Source organism: Streptomyces sp. NBC_00986 (assembly GCF_045162565.1).
Classification (GTDB): Bacteria; Actinomycetota; Actinomycetes; order Streptomycetales; family Streptomycetaceae; genus Streptomyces.
This window is the reverse complement of sequence record NZ_CP108733.1, coordinates 8,049,504-8,065,586: the sequence shown is the minus strand read 5'-3', so window position 1 is coordinate 8,065,586 and position 16,083 is coordinate 8,049,504. Positions and strand designations below refer to the sequence as shown.

Genomic DNA, 16,083 nt, shown 5'->3' with positions numbered 1-16,083 from the left:
ATATTGCAGCGGTGCGCACGAAGAAGGAGATGCGCCGGTTCGCCGGTGCCCTCATCGATCCCATGCGCGTCCCGGTCCCGGCCGACCCCGAGGCCCTGTTCGACGCGCTGGTCGACTCCGTCACGCGCTGGCGGGGGCGTGAGGTCGTCGTCCGCCGCGAGGTGTTCCCGCCGCACACGGCCAGCGGACTGTGGCTGGAGGGCGACACCTACGACGTCATCGTCATCGACAAACGGGCCGCCGCCTGGCACCAGATCGTGATCTTCTGCCACGAGGTGTGGCACATGCACCAGCGGACCGCGCAGCCCGCGCCGACCGGCGACGGCAGCCCGCGCCCCGTCGCCGCCCGTACCGACTTCAGCCTCGCCGACGAGCAAGAGGCGGACAGGTTCGGCATGTTGATGAGCGGCCGGCTGCGGCCCTGGCTCCAGACGGCGGCCACGGCGAACCCCGCGCACGACCCCGCCGTGGCCGACGACGGCACACAGGGTGTCGCCGGGCGGATCGGCGCCGCCCTCAACTACCGCGGGACCAGAAAATGAGCAGCCTGATCGACTACCTCAGCTGCGGCCTGCTGTGGCTGGGCGTGCTGGTGAAGACCCCGGACCTGATACGCCACTGGCACGACCCCTATCTCCGGGTCATCTGCGTGTTCCTCGGCCTGGCCGGGGCCTGCTTCCTCCTCGGGGCGCCACCCACCGTCGGCGCGATCAACCACCTCAGCGGCATCCCGAACCTCGCCGCGCCCCTGACCTACGCGTCGGTCACCGCGTACGGCGCCTCGTCCCAGGTCCTGATCGTCTACTGGCGGGGCGGACCCAACGTCCACCGCACCGCCCGCCGCTGGATCGTGGCCTACGCCATCATCCTCGTCGGCATCGCCGTGACCTTCGCGCTGGGCCGCACCCCCGTGGAGCGCCGCACCGACCTGGACACCTACTACGCGACCACGCCGTTCATCGCCGAGATGATCGTGCTGTACCTGGCCGGGCACCTCGCCGCCGTCAGTGTCACCGCGGTGTCGGCGCTGCGCTGGGCGCGGCAGGTGCACGGCTGGCTCCGCGCGGGCCTGATCACGCTGGGCGTCGGCTCGCTGTGCGGCGCCGGGTACAGCCTGACCAAGTTCGCCGCGGTCATTGCCCGTTGGTGCGGCCGGGACTGGACACAGCTCGGCACGACGGTCTCGCCGGTCGCCGCGGGACTGGGCGCGGTGCTGACCGTCGTAGGGGTCCTGATCCCGCTGACCGGCCCCCGGCTGACCCAGTGGCGGCAGGCCCGGCGGGCGTACGCCGGTCTCGAACCGCTGGAGCACGAGCTGGCCGAACTCCTCACCCGCCGCGCGCTACGGCTGCCCCGGCCGCGCTGGTCCTCCCCCGCGACCCGGCTGGTGTGGCGGCAGACGAGCATCCACAACGCGCTCGGCCACCTGGACGCGTTCTTCGACCGGGCCCTGTACGAACGGACGTTGGAGGCGGCGGCCCGCACGACGGGCGACCCGGAACAGGCCGAGGCGACGGCGTGGGCGGCGGTCGTGGCGGCGGCCGTGGCCCAGGAGCGGAGGCACGACGTCGAGGAACCCGACAGCAGCCCGCACCTCGCGCCCGCCGACGAACCGGACCGGCTCCCCGACCGCGCCCCCGGCACCGCCCTCCTCGTGCCCATCGCGGACGCGCTGACCCGGTCCCCGCTCGTCGCCGCAGCCCGGGTCCGCACCGGCACGACGGAAGGGAGCACCCGGGCATGAGCCTCATGGTGTATCTCGCCGCCGCCGTCTTCGGGCTGTCCTGCACCGTGCTGCTGCGCCGCCCCTGGCGGATCCCGCGCGACCCGCTGACCGTGTCCACCTGCGCGGCGATCGTCCTCGGCTCGCTGGCCCTGGTCTGCTCGGCACCGCTGACCCTGCGCGCGGTCAACCGCCTCACCGGCGTCCCCAACTTCGGCGCCCCGCTGACCTACGGGATGCTCTCCGCGTACAGCTGCTCCCTGCTCGTCCTGCTGATCCACTGGCGGGGCGGCTCCCCCGCCCGGATCCGACGCATGGTCCTGCGCAGCATGGCCGCCTACGGCGCGCTGATCGTGACCATCGTCGTGCTGTTCACGCTGGCCGACCCGAGCACCGAGCGGCTCACCGACCTCGACACGTACTACGCCGAGACGCCGTACATGCGCGAGATGATCGTGCTCTACCTGCTCGGGCACAGCGCGGCCACCCTGGCGCTGTGCACCGTGTGCGTCACCTGGGCCCGCGAGGTGACGGGCCTGCTCAGGACCGGCCTGCAGCTGATCCTCCTCGGCACCCTGCTGGACGTGGTGGGCTTCCAGCTCGTCAAGTACACGGCGCTGGTGGCCCGTTGGACCGGCCACGACCTGGACTTCCTGTCCACCGGGGTGGCCCCGCCGATGGCTTCCTTGGCCGCTCTGACCTGTTCGGCCGGCTTCGCCCTTCCGCGGCTCCTGCCCATGGCCCGAGCCCACTGGCGCGACCTCAACGACCTGCGCGGCCTGGGCCCGTTGTGGTCGGAGGTCCGCTTCGCGTCCATCGCCCCGAAGCCCCCCAGCGCCCTGCGCCAGCTCCCCCGCATGCGCCTGCACTGGCGCGAAGTCTCCATCCATGACGGCCTGTTGGCCCTCACCCCGTACTTCGACGACCACCTCCGCGAACGCACCCGCCACGCCGCCCTCCACGACGGCCACTCCCCCCACGAGGCCCGAGTGACCGCCGAAGCAGCCATGGTCGCCGACGCGGCCCGCCGAGCCGCCGCCCAGGAACAACCCTTCAACACCCCGAGCACGTACCGCCTTTACGCCACGGAAGTCTCCGACACAGGCGGCTTGGTCGAGCTGGCAAGGGCCCTGGCCCGATCACGTCTCACGGCAACACCGGCGGAGAGCAAAACGCTGGCCGACTTGGACAACACGGGCGCCTGAAGGTCTTTGTCTTTAGGGGCGCGGGACTGTATCAATCTGCGGCTCCGCCGCGCGGGCGCGACCAGCCCCCACCGGCCCGCGGACAAAACTCGACCTCACCCAGCAAAAGCAGGCTGCGCCACTCCCTTCCCAGCCCCCGGCACAACCAACAGCGAACCAGCCACCGGATGCGGCGACTTGAGCCCCACCCGAGCAGTCGTAACGTACAGGTCACTCAAATCCGCACCCCCGAACGCACACGCGGTGACCAGCGAGGCCGGCACCGAAACAACCCGCTCCAACTCCCCGTCCGGCGTGTACCTCCGCACCGCACCCCCACCCCACAACGCCACCCACACACACCCGTCCGCATCGACGGTGAGCCCATCAGGAAACCCGGCGCCGGCCTCGACCTCCGCGAACCGCCGCCGCTTCGACACCCGCCCGTCCGCGTACTCGAACACATCGATCCGACGGGTGGGCGAGTCGACGTAGTACATCAACCGCCCATCAGGACTCCACCCCGTCCCGTTGCTCACCGCCACGTCATCAAGAATCAGCTGCACGGAACCGTCCCCGGAAACCCGGGACAACGTCCCCCCGCACGCCGCCTCGTCGTACCGCATCGTCCCCACCCACAACGCCCCGTCAGGCGCCACGGCCGCGTCATTGGCCCGCCGCCCGGCAACCGGCTCCCGATGCAACCACCGGAACTCCCCATCGGGATCGACAAGCCCGACCCCGTCCCGCAGATTGAGAACGAGCCCCCCACCGACACGGGGCTTCGCGGCCCCCACGTGCTGCTCGGTCACCCGCACAGTGCGCACGCCCGACGAGGGATCGTACGTATGCACCCGGGACCCAAGGATGTCGATCCAGATCAACCGCCCCGCCGCCGCGTCCCACGTCGGCCCCTCACCCAGCGTCGCCTCGGCCCGTACAGCCACCTCGTACGTCATCCCACGCTCCTGTGCCCAAGCCGCTCAGACAGTTCGACCGCACCCTTCGCGGCAAGCTGCTCCAACTCCACCCGCCGCTCATCGCTCCACCGGATCATGGGAACGGAAATGGAAAGCGCGGCGACAACCTGCCCGGTACGGTCCCGCACGGGCGCCGCGACACACGACACATCCGGATTCGACTCACGACTCTCGACAGCGACCCCCCGCTCCCGAATCTCGGCGAGAGCCTCCCGCAGCGCCCCCGGCTCGACAATGCTGTTCGGCGTCATCGCGACCAACGACACATCGGCGGGGATCCGCGCGCTCAGCTCCGGCTCGGGCAGCGAGGCGAGCAGCATCTTGCCCACGGACGTGCAGTGCGCGGGCAGCCGCCGCCCCGCCGCCGACACCATCCGCACCGCGTGCGTGGAGTCGACCTTGGCGATGTAGATGACGTCGGTGCCTTCGAGGATGGCGACGTGCACGGTCTCGTCGCAGGTCTCGGCGACGGACCGGGCGACCTGCTGCCCCTCGGCGGCGAGGTCGAGCTGCTCGGCGTAGCGGCTCCCGAGCTGGTACGGACGGACTCCGAGCCGGTAACGTCCCGGTTGTCCGGGCACGGGCACGATGTACGACCGCGCGGCGAGGGTGGTGACCAGTTCGTGCACGGTCGTGCGCGGCAGTTGCAGCTTGCGCACGATGTCGGGGGCGGAGAGCGTCCCGTCCCCGTCGAGGAAGAGCTCGAGAATATCGAGAGCCCGGGTCACGGCAGGTACGAGTCGTCCCACAACCGGCCCCCTTCTAGGTGTCTGCGAGTGGCTGTATGGGGTGTCGCACCGAGCGTCGTGTTCGAGATTTCAACTGACGATCGGCATGACGAACACAGGCTAGCCATAGAGGGTTGCACGGGCAATGGTCGCGTGACCATGTGACTACCGAGCGGCCCTGGGATCGCCCAGTTCACCACGCAACCGCTGGGCGCGCAGCACGAGTTCGAGCTCGAACCGGCGGTCCGGGTGGTCGATCTCGTCCCCCCACAGTTCGCGGATCTGCCGGAGCCGGTACCGCACGGTCTGCGGATGCACCCCGAGCCGCGCGGCCACCTCCGGCGCCCCGCCCCGCGTCTCCAGCCACGCCAGCAGGGTTTCCGCGAGCCGCCGCCGATGCGTCGGCCCGGAGTGCGCGAGCGGCGCGAGACACCGCAGCGCGAGATCGTCGATCAGCTCCTCCGGCTGCAACAACACCAGCGCCTCGGTGTGCTCGGTGCAGTACAGAACGCCCCCGCCCGGCAACAGCCCCCGCTCCATCAGCCCTACGGCCGCCTCGGCCCAGCGCGCCGACTTCACCGCGTCGGCCAGCGGCACCGGCGGCCCGATCGCCCCGGCCCAGCCGGTCAGCGCCCGGTGCAGCAGCTCGGGCCGCCCGGCGGCATCCGGCTCGGGCACGACCATGCGCGGCTGCTCGTACTCCATGTCGAGCAGCACTTCCTGCCCTACGGCGGGGGCGACGGCCTCGCGGGCCGGGCGCAGCAGAACACCCACGGCGACCTTGTCGGGGAGCGGCCAGCCGATGCGGGCGGCGCGTTCGGCGAGGGCCTCGGTCGGGTCGCCCCGGTGGTGCTCGGCCAGGAGGAGTTCCATGAGCCGCCGCTGAAGCCGCAGCCGCTCCCCCGCCTGCCGTGCGGCGGCCTCCGCGTACCCGCGCACGGACTGGTCGACCAGCCCGTCCAGATACTCGTAGCCCGCGTCGACGAGCGCGTACATCGCGGGTGGCGGGATCTCGACCCGCTGCCCGATCTCGGCCAACCGCCGCCAGGCGAGCCGCACTCCCATCCGGTAGATCGCCTGGAGCGAGTCGAGGCTGCGGCCGTGCAGACCCTCCCCACGCCCGAACTCCTGGAAGACGCCCGGCGGTACGGTCGGGCGCCCCTCGGCGGTCTCCAGGTGCTGGACGAAGACCTCGATGGCACGCCGGATGCCGACCAGAGCCATCGGCTCACCCGAGTCGTCGAGAACCAGGGGCAGTTGGGGGTGCTCGCGCCGGATCTCCCGCAGGATCTCCTCGGCGAGCGCGGGCGCCTCGGCCATGGCGATCGCCGCGAACTCCCGTACCTGGAGACGCGGTACGTCGTGCCACGCCGAGCGCGGCGTCACGGTCGCCGGTGGTGCGGACACGGGGTCAACTCCCCTGGTCCGCTTGCTCGTACGTGACCAGGGGCGTGTTCGGCTGGGCCGGTCTCGCGTCCAGCAGCGCGACGACACCGAGCGCGGCGCCCACGGCGAGGGCGGCGGCCAGGACCATGGTGAGTGCGGCGGCGAGCAGTCTGGGCATCGCGGGGTCAGCCTCTCTGTCCTGAGGTCCGTGCGCCCTGCCCCTGCCCGTCGGCCCAGTGTCGGCAGACATTGACACTCCGTCAAGGGGCGCCTACGGTTCCCGGCCCAAGGGCCCTGTCGTCACACTCCCGCCTGCCCCACGGCGTCTGGCACGCACTCCCCCCCGGCCTTAAAGGCGTGGGGGGACCCCCAGCGGCGTTGTCGTCGGTCGCCGACGCTCCGCGTCGACTCCCTCCTCCGCCTTGCAGCTGCACGCACCAGACGCCGCGGGGCCCGCCCTACGGGCGGACGACGGGAGTGTGACGACAGGGCCCAGAGCGGCCCGAACTCCGTCACCAACCTTCACTGGAGTGTCCGGATGCGCCGTACGACCTCTCCAATTTCCTTGATCCTGCTGGGACTTGGCACGTTTCTGCTGGTCCTGGCGCCGCTGCTGGCGTGGTACGTCGAGCCGCGGGCGGCCGTGACCCCGATCGACATCGACACGACCGCCGTCTACCGGGGCACCGGAAGCTACTTCGACACCGGCGAGCTGCGGACCGTGGACGACCAGCGGATCACCGTCACCCAGCAGGTGCGCGGCGATGTCGCGGACAGCGAGAAGAGCGGGGACGCGGTCTGGGACGTCACGACGACCGTCGACACCGACAAGTCGCTGCCGGCCGCCGATCCGCACGACGCGCTGGAGTTCTTCCCCAACCGCTGGGTCACGGACCGTAGGACCAACAAGCCCGTGCACTGCTGCCACGAGAACCCCTACTTCGAGGGCGACGCCTTCCTGAAATTCCCGTTCGACGTGCGGAAAAAGCCCTACCAGTGGTGGGACAACTCCCTTGGCGCGACGGTGACTTTGCGTTACGCGGGGACCAAGAAGGTGCAGGGCTACTCGGGTTACGTCTTCAAGGGCACGGTCCCGCCCACGAAGATCGGCACCCGGCTGGTCCCCGGCAGCCTCGTCGACCAGCCCAACTCCCCGCAGATACTGGCCGAGGAGTGGTACTCCAACCACGGCATCGAGCTGATCGTCGACCAGCGCACGGGCCGGGTGATCTACGCCCGGACCGGTCCGCGCCGCACCCTGCGCGCCCCCGGTCACGCCTACGACGCGGTCCTCCTGCTGGACGCCGACAAGCTCGCGTTCACCACCGCCACGCAGCAGGAACAGGTGAAACTGGCGAAGCAGGAGAGCGGCCAACTGCGCCTGGTGGGGTGGTCGTTGCCGATCGGTGCGGCTGTGGCCGGATTCGTCCTCGCCGTGGCGGGAGGCGTTTTGGTGCTACGCGGCCGTCGGCACCCCGAATCACCCGCTTCACCCGCTTCACCCGCTTCACCCGAGTATCCGCCCACGATGTGACGTGACGTCAGTTCTAATAACCCCGGAAATTGTCATGCGGGTGAGTAGCCGTCAGGAACGCCGGGGCGAAAACTGTCCAACCCACCCCGGCACAGCCCACCCACAGAACTCCGCACCGCGCCCCGCCCCATCCCGCACCGACCCCGGGGAGTTCCGCCAGAGTTCCGCGATCCGATCTGCCCGAGTCCACACCCCGATCTCCCCGAGTTCCACACCCTGATCCGCCAACGTTCCGCACCCTGAGACGAGTTGGAGCACCCATGCCCCAGCACGTGCCCTACTCCCTGCGCACCACGTTCCCCCCGGTCGCGCAGCACCCCCCGGCGCCGGTGCCGCAACCGCGCCGGATCGTCTTCCTCGCCCACCGCGACCTCGGCAATCCCCAGGCCGGCGGCTCCGAACTCCTCGTGGACAGACTCGCCGACGGCCTGACCCGACTCGGCCACCAGGTCACCCTGTTGTGCGGCGGGCCCGCGTCCTACCGCGACTACCGGGTCGTCTCGGCGGGCGGCGCCTACGGCCACTTCCTGCGCGCCCGCAGCGCGTTCACCCGACAGGTCGGTGACTGCGACCTGTTGGTCGAGGTGTGCAACGGGATGCCGTACTTCGCGCCCGTGTGGCATCACGGGCCGACGCTGCGTCTGGTCAACCACGTTCACACCGACCTGTGGAAGATGCGGTTCGGCGGGCCGATGGCACCGGCGGCGCGGATCGGGCGAAGACTCGAACACTGGGCGTTGACCGGGACACGGCATCGTGGGCTGTTGGTCGCGGTGTCTCCCTCGACTGCGGACGCGCTGCGCGGAATCGGGGTCGAGCGGGATCGGATCCGGGTCGTCCACAACGGAGTTGAGGAGCCCGGCCCTCGTTCCGAGCGTTCCGCCGAGCCGCTTTTCGTGGCGGTGGGGCGGTTGGTCGAGTACAAGCGGATCGATCTGTTGCTGCGGTTGTGGGAGCGGGTGCGGCCCGTGACCGGGGGGCGGCTGCTGATCGTCGGTGACGGTCCTGAACGTGAGCGGCTTGAGCAACTCGCCGGGCCCGGCGTTGAGTTCACCGGGCATGTCTCGGAGGCTCGGAAACACGAACTGCTGTGTGCGGCCTGGTTGTTGCTGCATCCCTCTGCGCTTGAGGGGTGGGGCTTGGTCGTGACCGAGGCTGCCGCCCGTGAGACTCCGGCGATTGCGTTTGACGTGCCCGGGTTGCGGGACTCGGTTGTTGACGGGGAGACGGGTGTCTTGGCTCGGGGGGAATCCTCCTTCGCCGCTGCCTGGTGTGCGTTGGCTCTGTCCGCGCGTCGTCGTGAGGTGATGGGCAAGGCTGCGTGTGATCTCGCGGGGCGTTATCGCTGGGATCGGACGGTCAGACAGTTTCGATTGGTGGCCGGTGAGGCGGTGAAGGGCTGGAGGTCGTGAGTTGGCTGCGGGTGCGTGGGGGCTGGTCGCGCCCCGCGGCGGAGCCGCATATAGACACAGCCCCGCGCCCCTTGAGGGGCGCTGCACCTCAGCGGCGATTCAAGGACCCGTCTCTCCAGCGCTCCCTTGCCCTGTTTCGCGCTTTCCTGCATGAACAGGACGACCCGGAGTTCTGCTACTCGCTGCTCGCCCGCGATGCTGCCGATCAGGTCGAGGCCTACTACGGTCCCGTCGCCGGTCGGACCGTCATTGATGTCGGCGGTGGGAGCGGGTACTTCACCGAGGAGTTTCGGCGGCGTGGCGCTCACGCCTACCTCTTCGAGCCGGACGTAAGGGAGTTGGGGCGGAAGCCGTCGGACGGGACCGTGATCGCGGACGGGTATTTGCTGCCGCTGTCCGACGGGATCGCAGACGTCACCTTCTCCTCCAACGTTCTTGAGCATGTGGCCGATCCGGAGACGTTTCTCAGTGAACTGACCCGGGTGACGCGGCCCGGTGGGCTGATCTACGTGGCGTTCACCAACTGGCTGTCCCCGTGGGGCGGTCACGAGTGGGCGCCCTGGCACTACCTCGGTGCCGAACGGGCGCGCGCCCGCTACCGGCGCCGTACCGGAAAGCCGGCCAAGCACACGCTCGGCGAGAACCTGTTCGCCGTGCACATCGGCGCCACCCTGCGGCAGGTGCGCGCCCGCGACGACGTCATGGTCGTCGCGGCGCGTTCCCGCTACTGGCCCTTCCTGGACCGAGCCGTCGTCAAGGCGCCCGGGATAAGGGAGTTGGCCACCTGGAACCTCCTCCTCATCCTCCGGCGGTGTCCACCATGACGGCGACCACGGTCCAGGCCCCGCCCCCGGCGGCCGACCCCACCACGACGACCATCGCGGGCCCCCCGGAGGGCCCGAGGTCGTGGCGCTGGCTGCTGGGGTTCTGGGCCGTGGTGTTCGTGCTGTTCCTCGCGGTGCACCCGGGCCGGCAGACCTTCGACACCAAGCTCGGCGTCACCGTGGACCCCGGCCAATTCCTCTCCGACCTGGGCCAGTTGTGGCACGACCGGGGTTCGTTCGGCGGTATCCAGGACCAGTACGCGGGCTATCTCTGGCCGATGCTCCCGTTCTACTGGCTGGCCCACGCCGTGCAGTTGCCGGTCTGGCTGGCGGAACGGCTGTGGCTGTCGCTCGTCGTGTCGGTCGCCTTCTGGGGCGCGCTGCGGCTGGCGGAACGGCTGCGCGTCGGCAGCCCCGTGTCCCGCCTCCTCGGCGCCGTGACGTACGCGTTGTGGCCGGTGTTCACGATCGTCGTGGGGTCGACCTCCGCTGCCGCCCTCCCCGGGGCCTTCCTCCCCTGGGTGCTGCTGCCGCTCACCAACGAGCGGTATACGGCGCGCATCGCAGCCCTCCGCTCGGCTCTGCTCGTCCCCTTCATGGGCGGCGTCAACGCGGCCGCGACCCTCGCCTCCCTCCTCCCCGTCGGCCTGTATCTGCTCTCCCGGCCGCCGGGGCCCCGGCAGCGCAAGCTGATCGCGTGGTGGGTGCCGGGGGTGATCCTGGCGACGGCGTGGTGGTGGATCCCGCTGCTCATGCTCGGCGTCTACGGCGAGAACTTCCTTCCCTACGTGGAGACTTCGCAGACCACGACGGACACCATGTCGGCGACCGAGGGCCTGCGCGGAGCCGGTGACTGGGTCGCCTATCTGCATCTCGGGGAGGCCTGGATCCCGGCCGGCTGGACGGTCGCGTCCTCGGTGATCGTGATCGTCTGCTCGGCGCTCGCGGCTGGGCTCGGCCTCGCGGGACTGGCCCGCCGGGACATGCCGGAGCGGCGCTGGCTGGTGCTGACGGCCGTGACGGTCGCGCTGATCCTGTTCGCCGGGTACGGCGGCGCGTTCGGGGCGCCCTTCCACGGGCTGGTGCAGGACTGGCTGAACGGTCCGCTCGTCCCCTTCCGCAACATCTACAAGTTCCAGGCGGGGCTGGCCCTCGTACTCGTCCTGGGCCTGGCCCACCTGGTGGGCGTGGCCGCCGAGACACGCGGAGCCCGCCCGGTGCCGGGCCGCCGACTCGCCCCGCTGATCGCGGTGATCCTCGTGCTCCCGGGCCTGGCGTGGCCGTATCTCAACGGGTCGATCCTGAACCCGGGTTCGTTCCAGCAGCTCCCCAAGTACTGGCAGTCCACGGCCGACTGGCTGCACAAGTACTCCCCCGACTCCCGCGCCCTGGTCGTCCCGGCGACCGCGCACGGCATCTACACCTGGGGCTCCCCCATCGACGAACCCCTTGACGTCCTCGCCAACTCCCGCTGGGCGGAACGCGATTACGTCCCGATGGGCACCCCAGGCAACCGGCGCGCGATGGACGCGGTCGAGCAGGCACTGGCCAGTGGCGGCGAAGTCCCGGGTCTGGCCGACTACTTGAGCCGGGCGGGCGTCTACTACGTCGTCGTCCGCAACGACCTGGATCCCGACCAGATCGGCTACGTCCCGACGACCACCGTCAAACGCACCCTGGAACAGTCCGGCTACCAACGGGTGACGGGCCTCGGTCCCGTCATGACCGGCGGCCGCATCGCCAACGACACACCGCTCCAGGTCGAGGGCCTGTATCCGCGCCAGCGAGCAGTGGAGATCTACGAGCCGACGAGCAAGGACGTGATCCGCCCGGGCCAGGCAGGCCTGACGCCGGTGGCCGACACGGCGGTGGTCTCCGGCGGCCCGGAGTCCCTCCTCCCCCTCGCCACCGAACTCCGGGGCAGGGCAACGGTGTTGACGGGCGACAACCACCCGGGCCTGGGCTCACCCGCGCTCCAGGTGGTCGGGGACGGGCTGCGCCGCGCCGACACCCGGTTCGGCCTGGTGGACGCCAACACGTCGTACACGTACACACCCGACGAACGCAACGCGCCCGACGCGGTCCAGGACGCGGGCAAGAAGCCGAAACAGATCCTGCCGACGAAGGGCATCGCCCATCAGACGGTCGCGCAGCTACGCGGCGCCCGTTCGGTGACGGCGTCTTCGAGCGGCAACTGGCTGTTCTCACTCCCCCAGTTCGACCCGGTGAACGCCTTCGACGGCAACCCGGACACCGCGTGGGCGGAGGGCGCGGCGGGTTCACCGAACGGCCAGTGGCTGCGCATCGCCTTCGCGGGCGGGTCGTACGACATGCCGGGTTCGTTCAAGGTCACCCCGCTCCCGCAGGAGAGCGTGCGGGCGGCGGCGACAGAGGTGCGGGTGGAGACGGCGAAGGGCTCGGCGACCAGCTACCTCCAGCCGAACGGCATGCCGCAGACCATCAAGGCGCCTACCGGCTCCACGAGTTGGATGAAGCTGACGATCGTCGACTCGGTCGCCCGCCACACCGGCCTGACCGGCGCGGGCTTCTCCGAAATAGCCCTTCCCCACGTCCAGGTAACCCGGCTCCTCAAGCTCCCCACCGACGCGAACACGACCGACGCCTCCGCCGAGATCATCTCCCTGCACCGCACGGCCGACCCGACGGGCCTCTCCCCGACGGGCACGGAGGCGGGCCTGCACCGCACGTTCTCGACGTCGACGGCGGGAACGTACGAGATGAAGGCGAGCGCGGTGGCAACGCCGGGTGAGGAGCTGGACAAGCTCCTCTACGAGGTGGCCCCCGCCCAGCAACACCGCATCACGGCAACAGCGGACTCCACAGCGGCACTTGGCACTGGCCTCGCCGCCCGCAACCTCACGGACGGCGACCTGACGACGGGCTGGATGGCGGGCGACCGCCCGACCATCCACCTCACCTGGACCGGCAAACAGTCAGTGGGCGAAGTGGTGTTGGCCCCCGCGGGCGGCCTGTCGACGCGCCCGACCGAGGTCGACATCACCTCACCGGACGGTTCGACGATCGCGGGCGTGGACGATAACGGCGTAACCCGCTTCGACCCGATCACGACGGACAGCCTGACCATCACCGTCACGAAAACGGCCCCCCTGACCCTCCACAACCCGATAGCGGACGACAACCTCCAACTACCGGTGGGCCTGACCGAGGCCTACATCCCGGCCCTGGACCAGTACCGCACCCCCCAGCCAAACCCGTCCCGCCCCTTCACCCTCCCCTGCGGCAAGGGCCCGGTGGTGGCGGTGGACGGCGAGCTGTACGAGACGAGCGTGAAGGGGACGGTAGGCGACCTGACGGAACGCCGGGAGGTGGAGGTGACTCTCTGCCAGCAAGGCAAGACAGACGGGGCGTTGGAGCTGCCGTCGGGAACACACCGGGTGGAGGCAGGCGACGCAGGCCCACTGACCCTCACGGACGTGACGCTGACCCGGGGAACGGTCACCGAACCCACGCCACAGTCCCGCGAGTTGACGATCAAGGACTGGCTGGGTGACCGCCGAGAGGTGACGGTCGGCTCGGGCACAGCCTCGTACCTCACCACGTACGAGAACTACAACACGGGTTGGCAAGCCACCCTGCACGGCAAGAAGCTGACCCCACTCCGCCTGGACGGCTGGCAACAGGGCTGGCGCGTCCCGGCAGGCGCGGGCGGCACGATCAAGCTGACGTACGAACCGGCGACGACGTACGAGGCCGGCCTCATCGGCAGCGGAGCCGCACTGGTCATCCTCCTGGCGTTGGTGATCTGGCGCCGAGACGAACCAAATCCCGACGAGGTGCAACCACCCCCACCGTTGCCAGGCCTATGGCTCGGCACGGTGGCCCTGACGCTGGTCGGAGTGGTGATCGCGGGCTGGTTCGCCCTACTGATCCCAGCACTGGCGCTGTTGGCCTACCGCAGACACGCGTTGCTGGTCCCGATCGCCTTCGCGGCACTGGCAGGGGCGGCCATCGCGGCGGCAACGGGAGCGGGCGAACCAGTAGGCGCAGGCGAGGGAGCATTCGGCCGCGCGGCCCAACTCCTGGCACTGATCGGCTTGTTCGCGGCACTGGTAAGCGTCCGCGAGTGGAGCGCCCCTTCAGGGGCGCGGGGAACGGCGCGCTCAACCCCCACCGGACCTGAGGCCGGCAACGACCCGACGCCCCACGGCGAAGACCCGCTGGGGGCGCGGGGAACGGCGCGACCAGCCCCCACCGACCCGCACCAAAAGGACGCCCCCCAATGACCACACTCGATCACCCTCGCTCCCCCACCCGCATCCCCTTCCCCACAGTCGACGAAATCGCCCGCCACTGCCACCAGTCCGCGGAACCGGAAACCGTCCACATAGAGGTCCACCTTCCAGGCACCGTAAACCCGGACCGGCTCCGCACCGCATTCACCGAGGCCCTGCACCACCATCCCCGCATCCTCATGCGCGAGGCCCCGGGCCCCTGGTACCGCCGCCGCTACGAATGGGAGCTGACCGACACCCCGGACCTGGAGGTGGTGACCTTCCCACCCCCCACCCGGGACGCCCTGAAACAGGCCCGCACCCGCTCCCTCACCCACTCCCCACCCCTCACCGCATCCCCACCCATCCGCCTCGAAGCAATCGAACTCCCCCACGGAACCGCCCTGATCCTCACGGTCAACCACACCGCACTGGACGGCCCCGCCTGCCTCCGCGTCCTCGCCACCGCAGCGGAGCTGTACGGCGGTCGCACCAACACCCCGACCGCCCCTCCAACCCGCCCCCCGGACACCCCCGAACCCCCCATGCACACCCCGTCCGTATGGACCCCGCCCGCCCGAGTAGCCCCCGGCACCCCCGCCCCAACCCCCGGCGGCAACGGCCTCCTCCTCACCGAACTCCCGGTCCCGCACCGTCCCCAGGGCTCCCCGTACACGGTGAACGACCAACTCATGGTCACGACGGCCCTGATGATCGCCCACTGGAACCGCGAACACGGCGCACACCCCCGCCCGCTGCGCATCACGATGCCGGTGGACGACCGCCCCCGAGGCACGGACATGCCGATAGGCAACGGCACGCGACTGGTCGAAGTCACCTTCGCCCCAGCCGAGTTGGCCACCACCCCCGACCATCACATGGCCGAACTGCTCCACCGCACGGCAACCCGAACCCGCGCCCTCAAAGCCCTCCCCCGCCCCCAACTGGGCTACGGGGCAACCCTGTTGACGACCCCGGTCGTCCCCGTCGCCTGGCGGGCCACCCTCACCCGAGGCCTGCGCAAGGCAGCCGCCCCCTGGACCTCGACCACCCTCCTCAGCAACATCGGCCGCATCCCGTACACCCTGGACTTCGGCGACCCGGCGGGCCGCGCGCACGCGGTCTGGTTCTCCGCCCCCGCCCGCATGCCCCGCGGCCTCACCGTGACGACGGCGTCCACCGCGGGGAAACTCCACGTCGCCCTCCGCTGGTCCCGCACCCTCCTCGGCCCGGGCGACGGAGCCCACCTCCGCGACCTCTTCGAGCACTACCTGCACACGACGGAACAGACGGAGGAGCACCCGGCATGACGACCACGACCCCGCGCCCCACCGGCCTCCGCGACTTCTACGAGAACCCCGCCGTCCCCGTAGCCTCCGGCCCCTCCCGCACCCTCCGCCAGGCCCGCATCCTCGCCACCGCCCTGGGCCCGGCCACCGCCGAACACTCCCGCACCGTCCTGGACATCGGCTGCGGCGACGGCACCGCGGCCGCCACCGCCACACCCCTCCTTACGGGCCATCGCATCATCGGCGTCGACTGGTCCCAGGACGCCCTCACCCGAGCCCGCACCCACCTCCCGTACACGATCCGCGGCGAACTCACCGCGCTCCCCCTCCACTCGGCCTCCGCCGACGCCGTCCTGTTCAGCGAAGTGATCGAGCACCTCGTCGACCCGGACACGGCGCTCGCCGAGATCCGCCGCGTCCTACGCCCGGGAGGCCATCTCATGCTGTCCACCCCGAACTTGGCGGCCTGGTACAACCGCGCCCTGCTGCTCGCCGGCGTCCAGCCCGTGTTCTCGGAGGTGAGCCTGCGCGCGATCCACGGCCGCCCCGGCAAGGAAGTCGTAGGACATCTGCGGCTCTACACCCCACGTGCGCTACGGGAGTTCGTGGCGGCGGCCGGCTTCGAGGTCGTAGGACTCAAGGGCGCGCCCTTCCACGGCGTACCGCGACCGCTCCGGCCCCTCGACCGACTGGCCTGTGCCAGACCGCAGTTGGCGTCGATCCTGCTGCTGCACGCGCGGAAGACGTAGGGGGCGCGGCCGTGTGGTGGG

13 protein-coding genes are annotated in these 16,083 nt (G+C 70.5%); 9 read left to right on the top strand and 4 right to left on the bottom strand.

Going from position 1 to position 16,083, the window contains the following annotated elements; genetic code table 11:
• Positions 1-11 precede the first annotated feature (11 nt).
• Genes OG504_RS36090 through OG504_RS36080 form a run of 3 tightly spaced genes read left to right on the top strand, consistent with a single transcriptional unit; the run spans position 12 to position 2,928 of the window.
• Positions 12-542, top strand: coding sequence for a toxin (locus OG504_RS36090; protein WP_405993543.1), 531 nt, complete (start codon positions 12-14; stop codon positions 540-542).
• On the top strand, positions 539-1,744 hold the full coding sequence (locus OG504_RS36085; RefSeq protein ID WP_405993542.1) for an MAB_1171c family putative transporter: 1,206 nt from the start codon (positions 539-541) through the stop codon (positions 1,742-1,744). Before OG504_RS36090 ends, OG504_RS36085 begins: the two co-directional genes overlap by 4 nt.
• Positions 1,741-2,928 (top strand): MAB_1171c family putative transporter, encoded by a 1,188-nt coding sequence (locus tag OG504_RS36080; protein ID WP_405993541.1) that lies wholly within the window; start codon positions 1,741-1,743, stop codon positions 2,926-2,928. Before OG504_RS36085 ends, OG504_RS36080 begins: the two co-directional genes overlap by 4 nt.
• 95 nt (positions 2,929-3,023) lie before the next feature.
• On the opposite strand, the gene OG504_RS36075 is transcribed toward OG504_RS36080, so the two are convergent.
• From OG504_RS36075 to OG504_RS36060, 4 genes are all read right to left on the bottom strand, one after another.
• Positions 3,024-3,866 (bottom strand): SMP-30/gluconolactonase/LRE family protein, encoded by an 843-nt coding sequence (locus tag OG504_RS36075; protein ID WP_405993540.1) that lies wholly within the window; start codon positions 3,864-3,866, stop codon positions 3,024-3,026.
• On the bottom strand, positions 3,863-4,636 hold the full coding sequence (locus OG504_RS36070) for an IclR family transcriptional regulator (protein WP_405993539.1): 774 nt from the start codon (positions 4,634-4,636) through the stop codon (positions 3,863-3,865). Before OG504_RS36070 ends, OG504_RS36075 begins: the two co-directional genes overlap by 4 nt.
• Positions 4,637-4,780: 144 nt before the next feature.
• Positions 4,781-6,022, bottom strand: a complete 1,242-nt coding sequence (locus OG504_RS36065) for a helix-turn-helix domain-containing protein (RefSeq protein WP_405993538.1) — start codon at positions 6,020-6,022, stop codon at positions 4,781-4,783.
• A gap of 4 nt (positions 6,023-6,026) precedes the next feature.
• A complete protein-coding gene (locus OG504_RS36060) occupies positions 6,027-6,179 on the bottom strand; it encodes a hypothetical protein (protein ID WP_199811161.1) in 153 nt (50 codons plus the stop codon).
• 360 nt (positions 6,180-6,539) lie between these two features.
• Here OG504_RS36060 and OG504_RS36055 point away from each other — a divergent pair, with 360 nt between their 5' ends.
• The 6 genes from OG504_RS36055 (at position 6,540) to OG504_RS36030 (ending at position 16,062) form a co-directional block, all read left to right on the top strand.
• Positions 6,540-7,535, top strand: coding sequence for a DUF3068 domain-containing protein (locus OG504_RS36055; RefSeq protein WP_405993537.1), 996 nt, complete (start codon positions 6,540-6,542; stop codon positions 7,533-7,535).
• A gap of 260 nt (positions 7,536-7,795) precedes the next feature.
• A complete protein-coding gene (locus OG504_RS36050) occupies positions 7,796-8,947 on the top strand; it encodes a glycosyltransferase family 4 protein (RefSeq protein ID WP_405993536.1) in 1,152 nt (383 codons plus the stop codon).
• Positions 8,948-9,018: 71 nt separating this feature from the next.
• On the top strand, positions 9,019-9,771 hold the full coding sequence (locus OG504_RS36045) for a class I SAM-dependent methyltransferase (RefSeq protein ID WP_405993535.1): 753 nt from the start codon (positions 9,019-9,021) through the stop codon (positions 9,769-9,771).
• Positions 9,768-14,036 carry an alpha-(1->3)-arabinofuranosyltransferase family protein gene (locus OG504_RS36040; RefSeq protein ID WP_405996528.1) on the top strand — a complete coding sequence of 1,423 codons (4,269 nt, stop codon included), beginning with the start codon at positions 9,768-9,770 and terminating at the stop codon, positions 14,034-14,036. Before OG504_RS36045 ends, OG504_RS36040 begins: the two co-directional genes overlap by 4 nt.
• Entirely contained in the window at positions 14,033-15,334 is a 1,302-nt protein-coding gene (locus OG504_RS36035) for a condensation protein (protein ID WP_405993534.1), read from the top strand. The genes OG504_RS36040 and OG504_RS36035 overlap by 4 nt, the downstream gene beginning before the upstream one ends.
• On the top strand, positions 15,331-16,062 hold the full coding sequence (locus OG504_RS36030; protein ID WP_405993533.1) for a class I SAM-dependent methyltransferase: 732 nt from the start codon (positions 15,331-15,333) through the stop codon (positions 16,060-16,062). The genes OG504_RS36035 and OG504_RS36030 overlap by 4 nt, the downstream gene beginning before the upstream one ends.
• The last annotated feature ends 21 nt before the right edge of the window (positions 16,063-16,083 follow it).

Coding starts and splice junctions, on each gene's coding strand:
- OG504_RS36085 (WP_405993542.1), top strand. CDS start 539: ATGAGCAGCCTGATCGACTACCTCAGCTGCGGCCTGCTGTGGCTGGGC.
- OG504_RS36080 (WP_405993541.1), top strand. CDS start 1,741: ATGAGCCTCATGGTGTATCTCGCCGCCGCCGTCTTCGGGCTGTCCTGC.
- OG504_RS36075 (WP_405993540.1), bottom strand. CDS start 3,866: ATGACGTACGAGGTGGCTGTACGGGCCGAGGCGACGCTGGGTGAGGGG.
- OG504_RS36060 (WP_199811161.1), bottom strand. CDS start 6,179: ATGCCCAGACTGCTCGCCGCCGCACTCACCATGGTCCTGGCCGCCGCC.
- OG504_RS36055 (WP_405993537.1), top strand. CDS start 6,540: ATGCGCCGTACGACCTCTCCAATTTCCTTGATCCTGCTGGGACTTGGC.
- OG504_RS36050 (WP_405993536.1), top strand. CDS start 7,796: ATGCCCCAGCACGTGCCCTACTCCCTGCGCACCACGTTCCCCCCGGTC.
- OG504_RS36040 (WP_405996528.1), top strand. CDS start 9,768: ATGACGGCGACCACGGTCCAGGCCCCGCCCCCGGCGGCCGACCCCACC.
- OG504_RS36035 (WP_405993534.1), top strand. CDS start 14,033: ATGACCACACTCGATCACCCTCGCTCCCCCACCCGCATCCCCTTCCCC.
- OG504_RS36030 (WP_405993533.1), top strand. CDS start 15,331: ATGACGACCACGACCCCGCGCCCCACCGGCCTCCGCGACTTCTACGAG.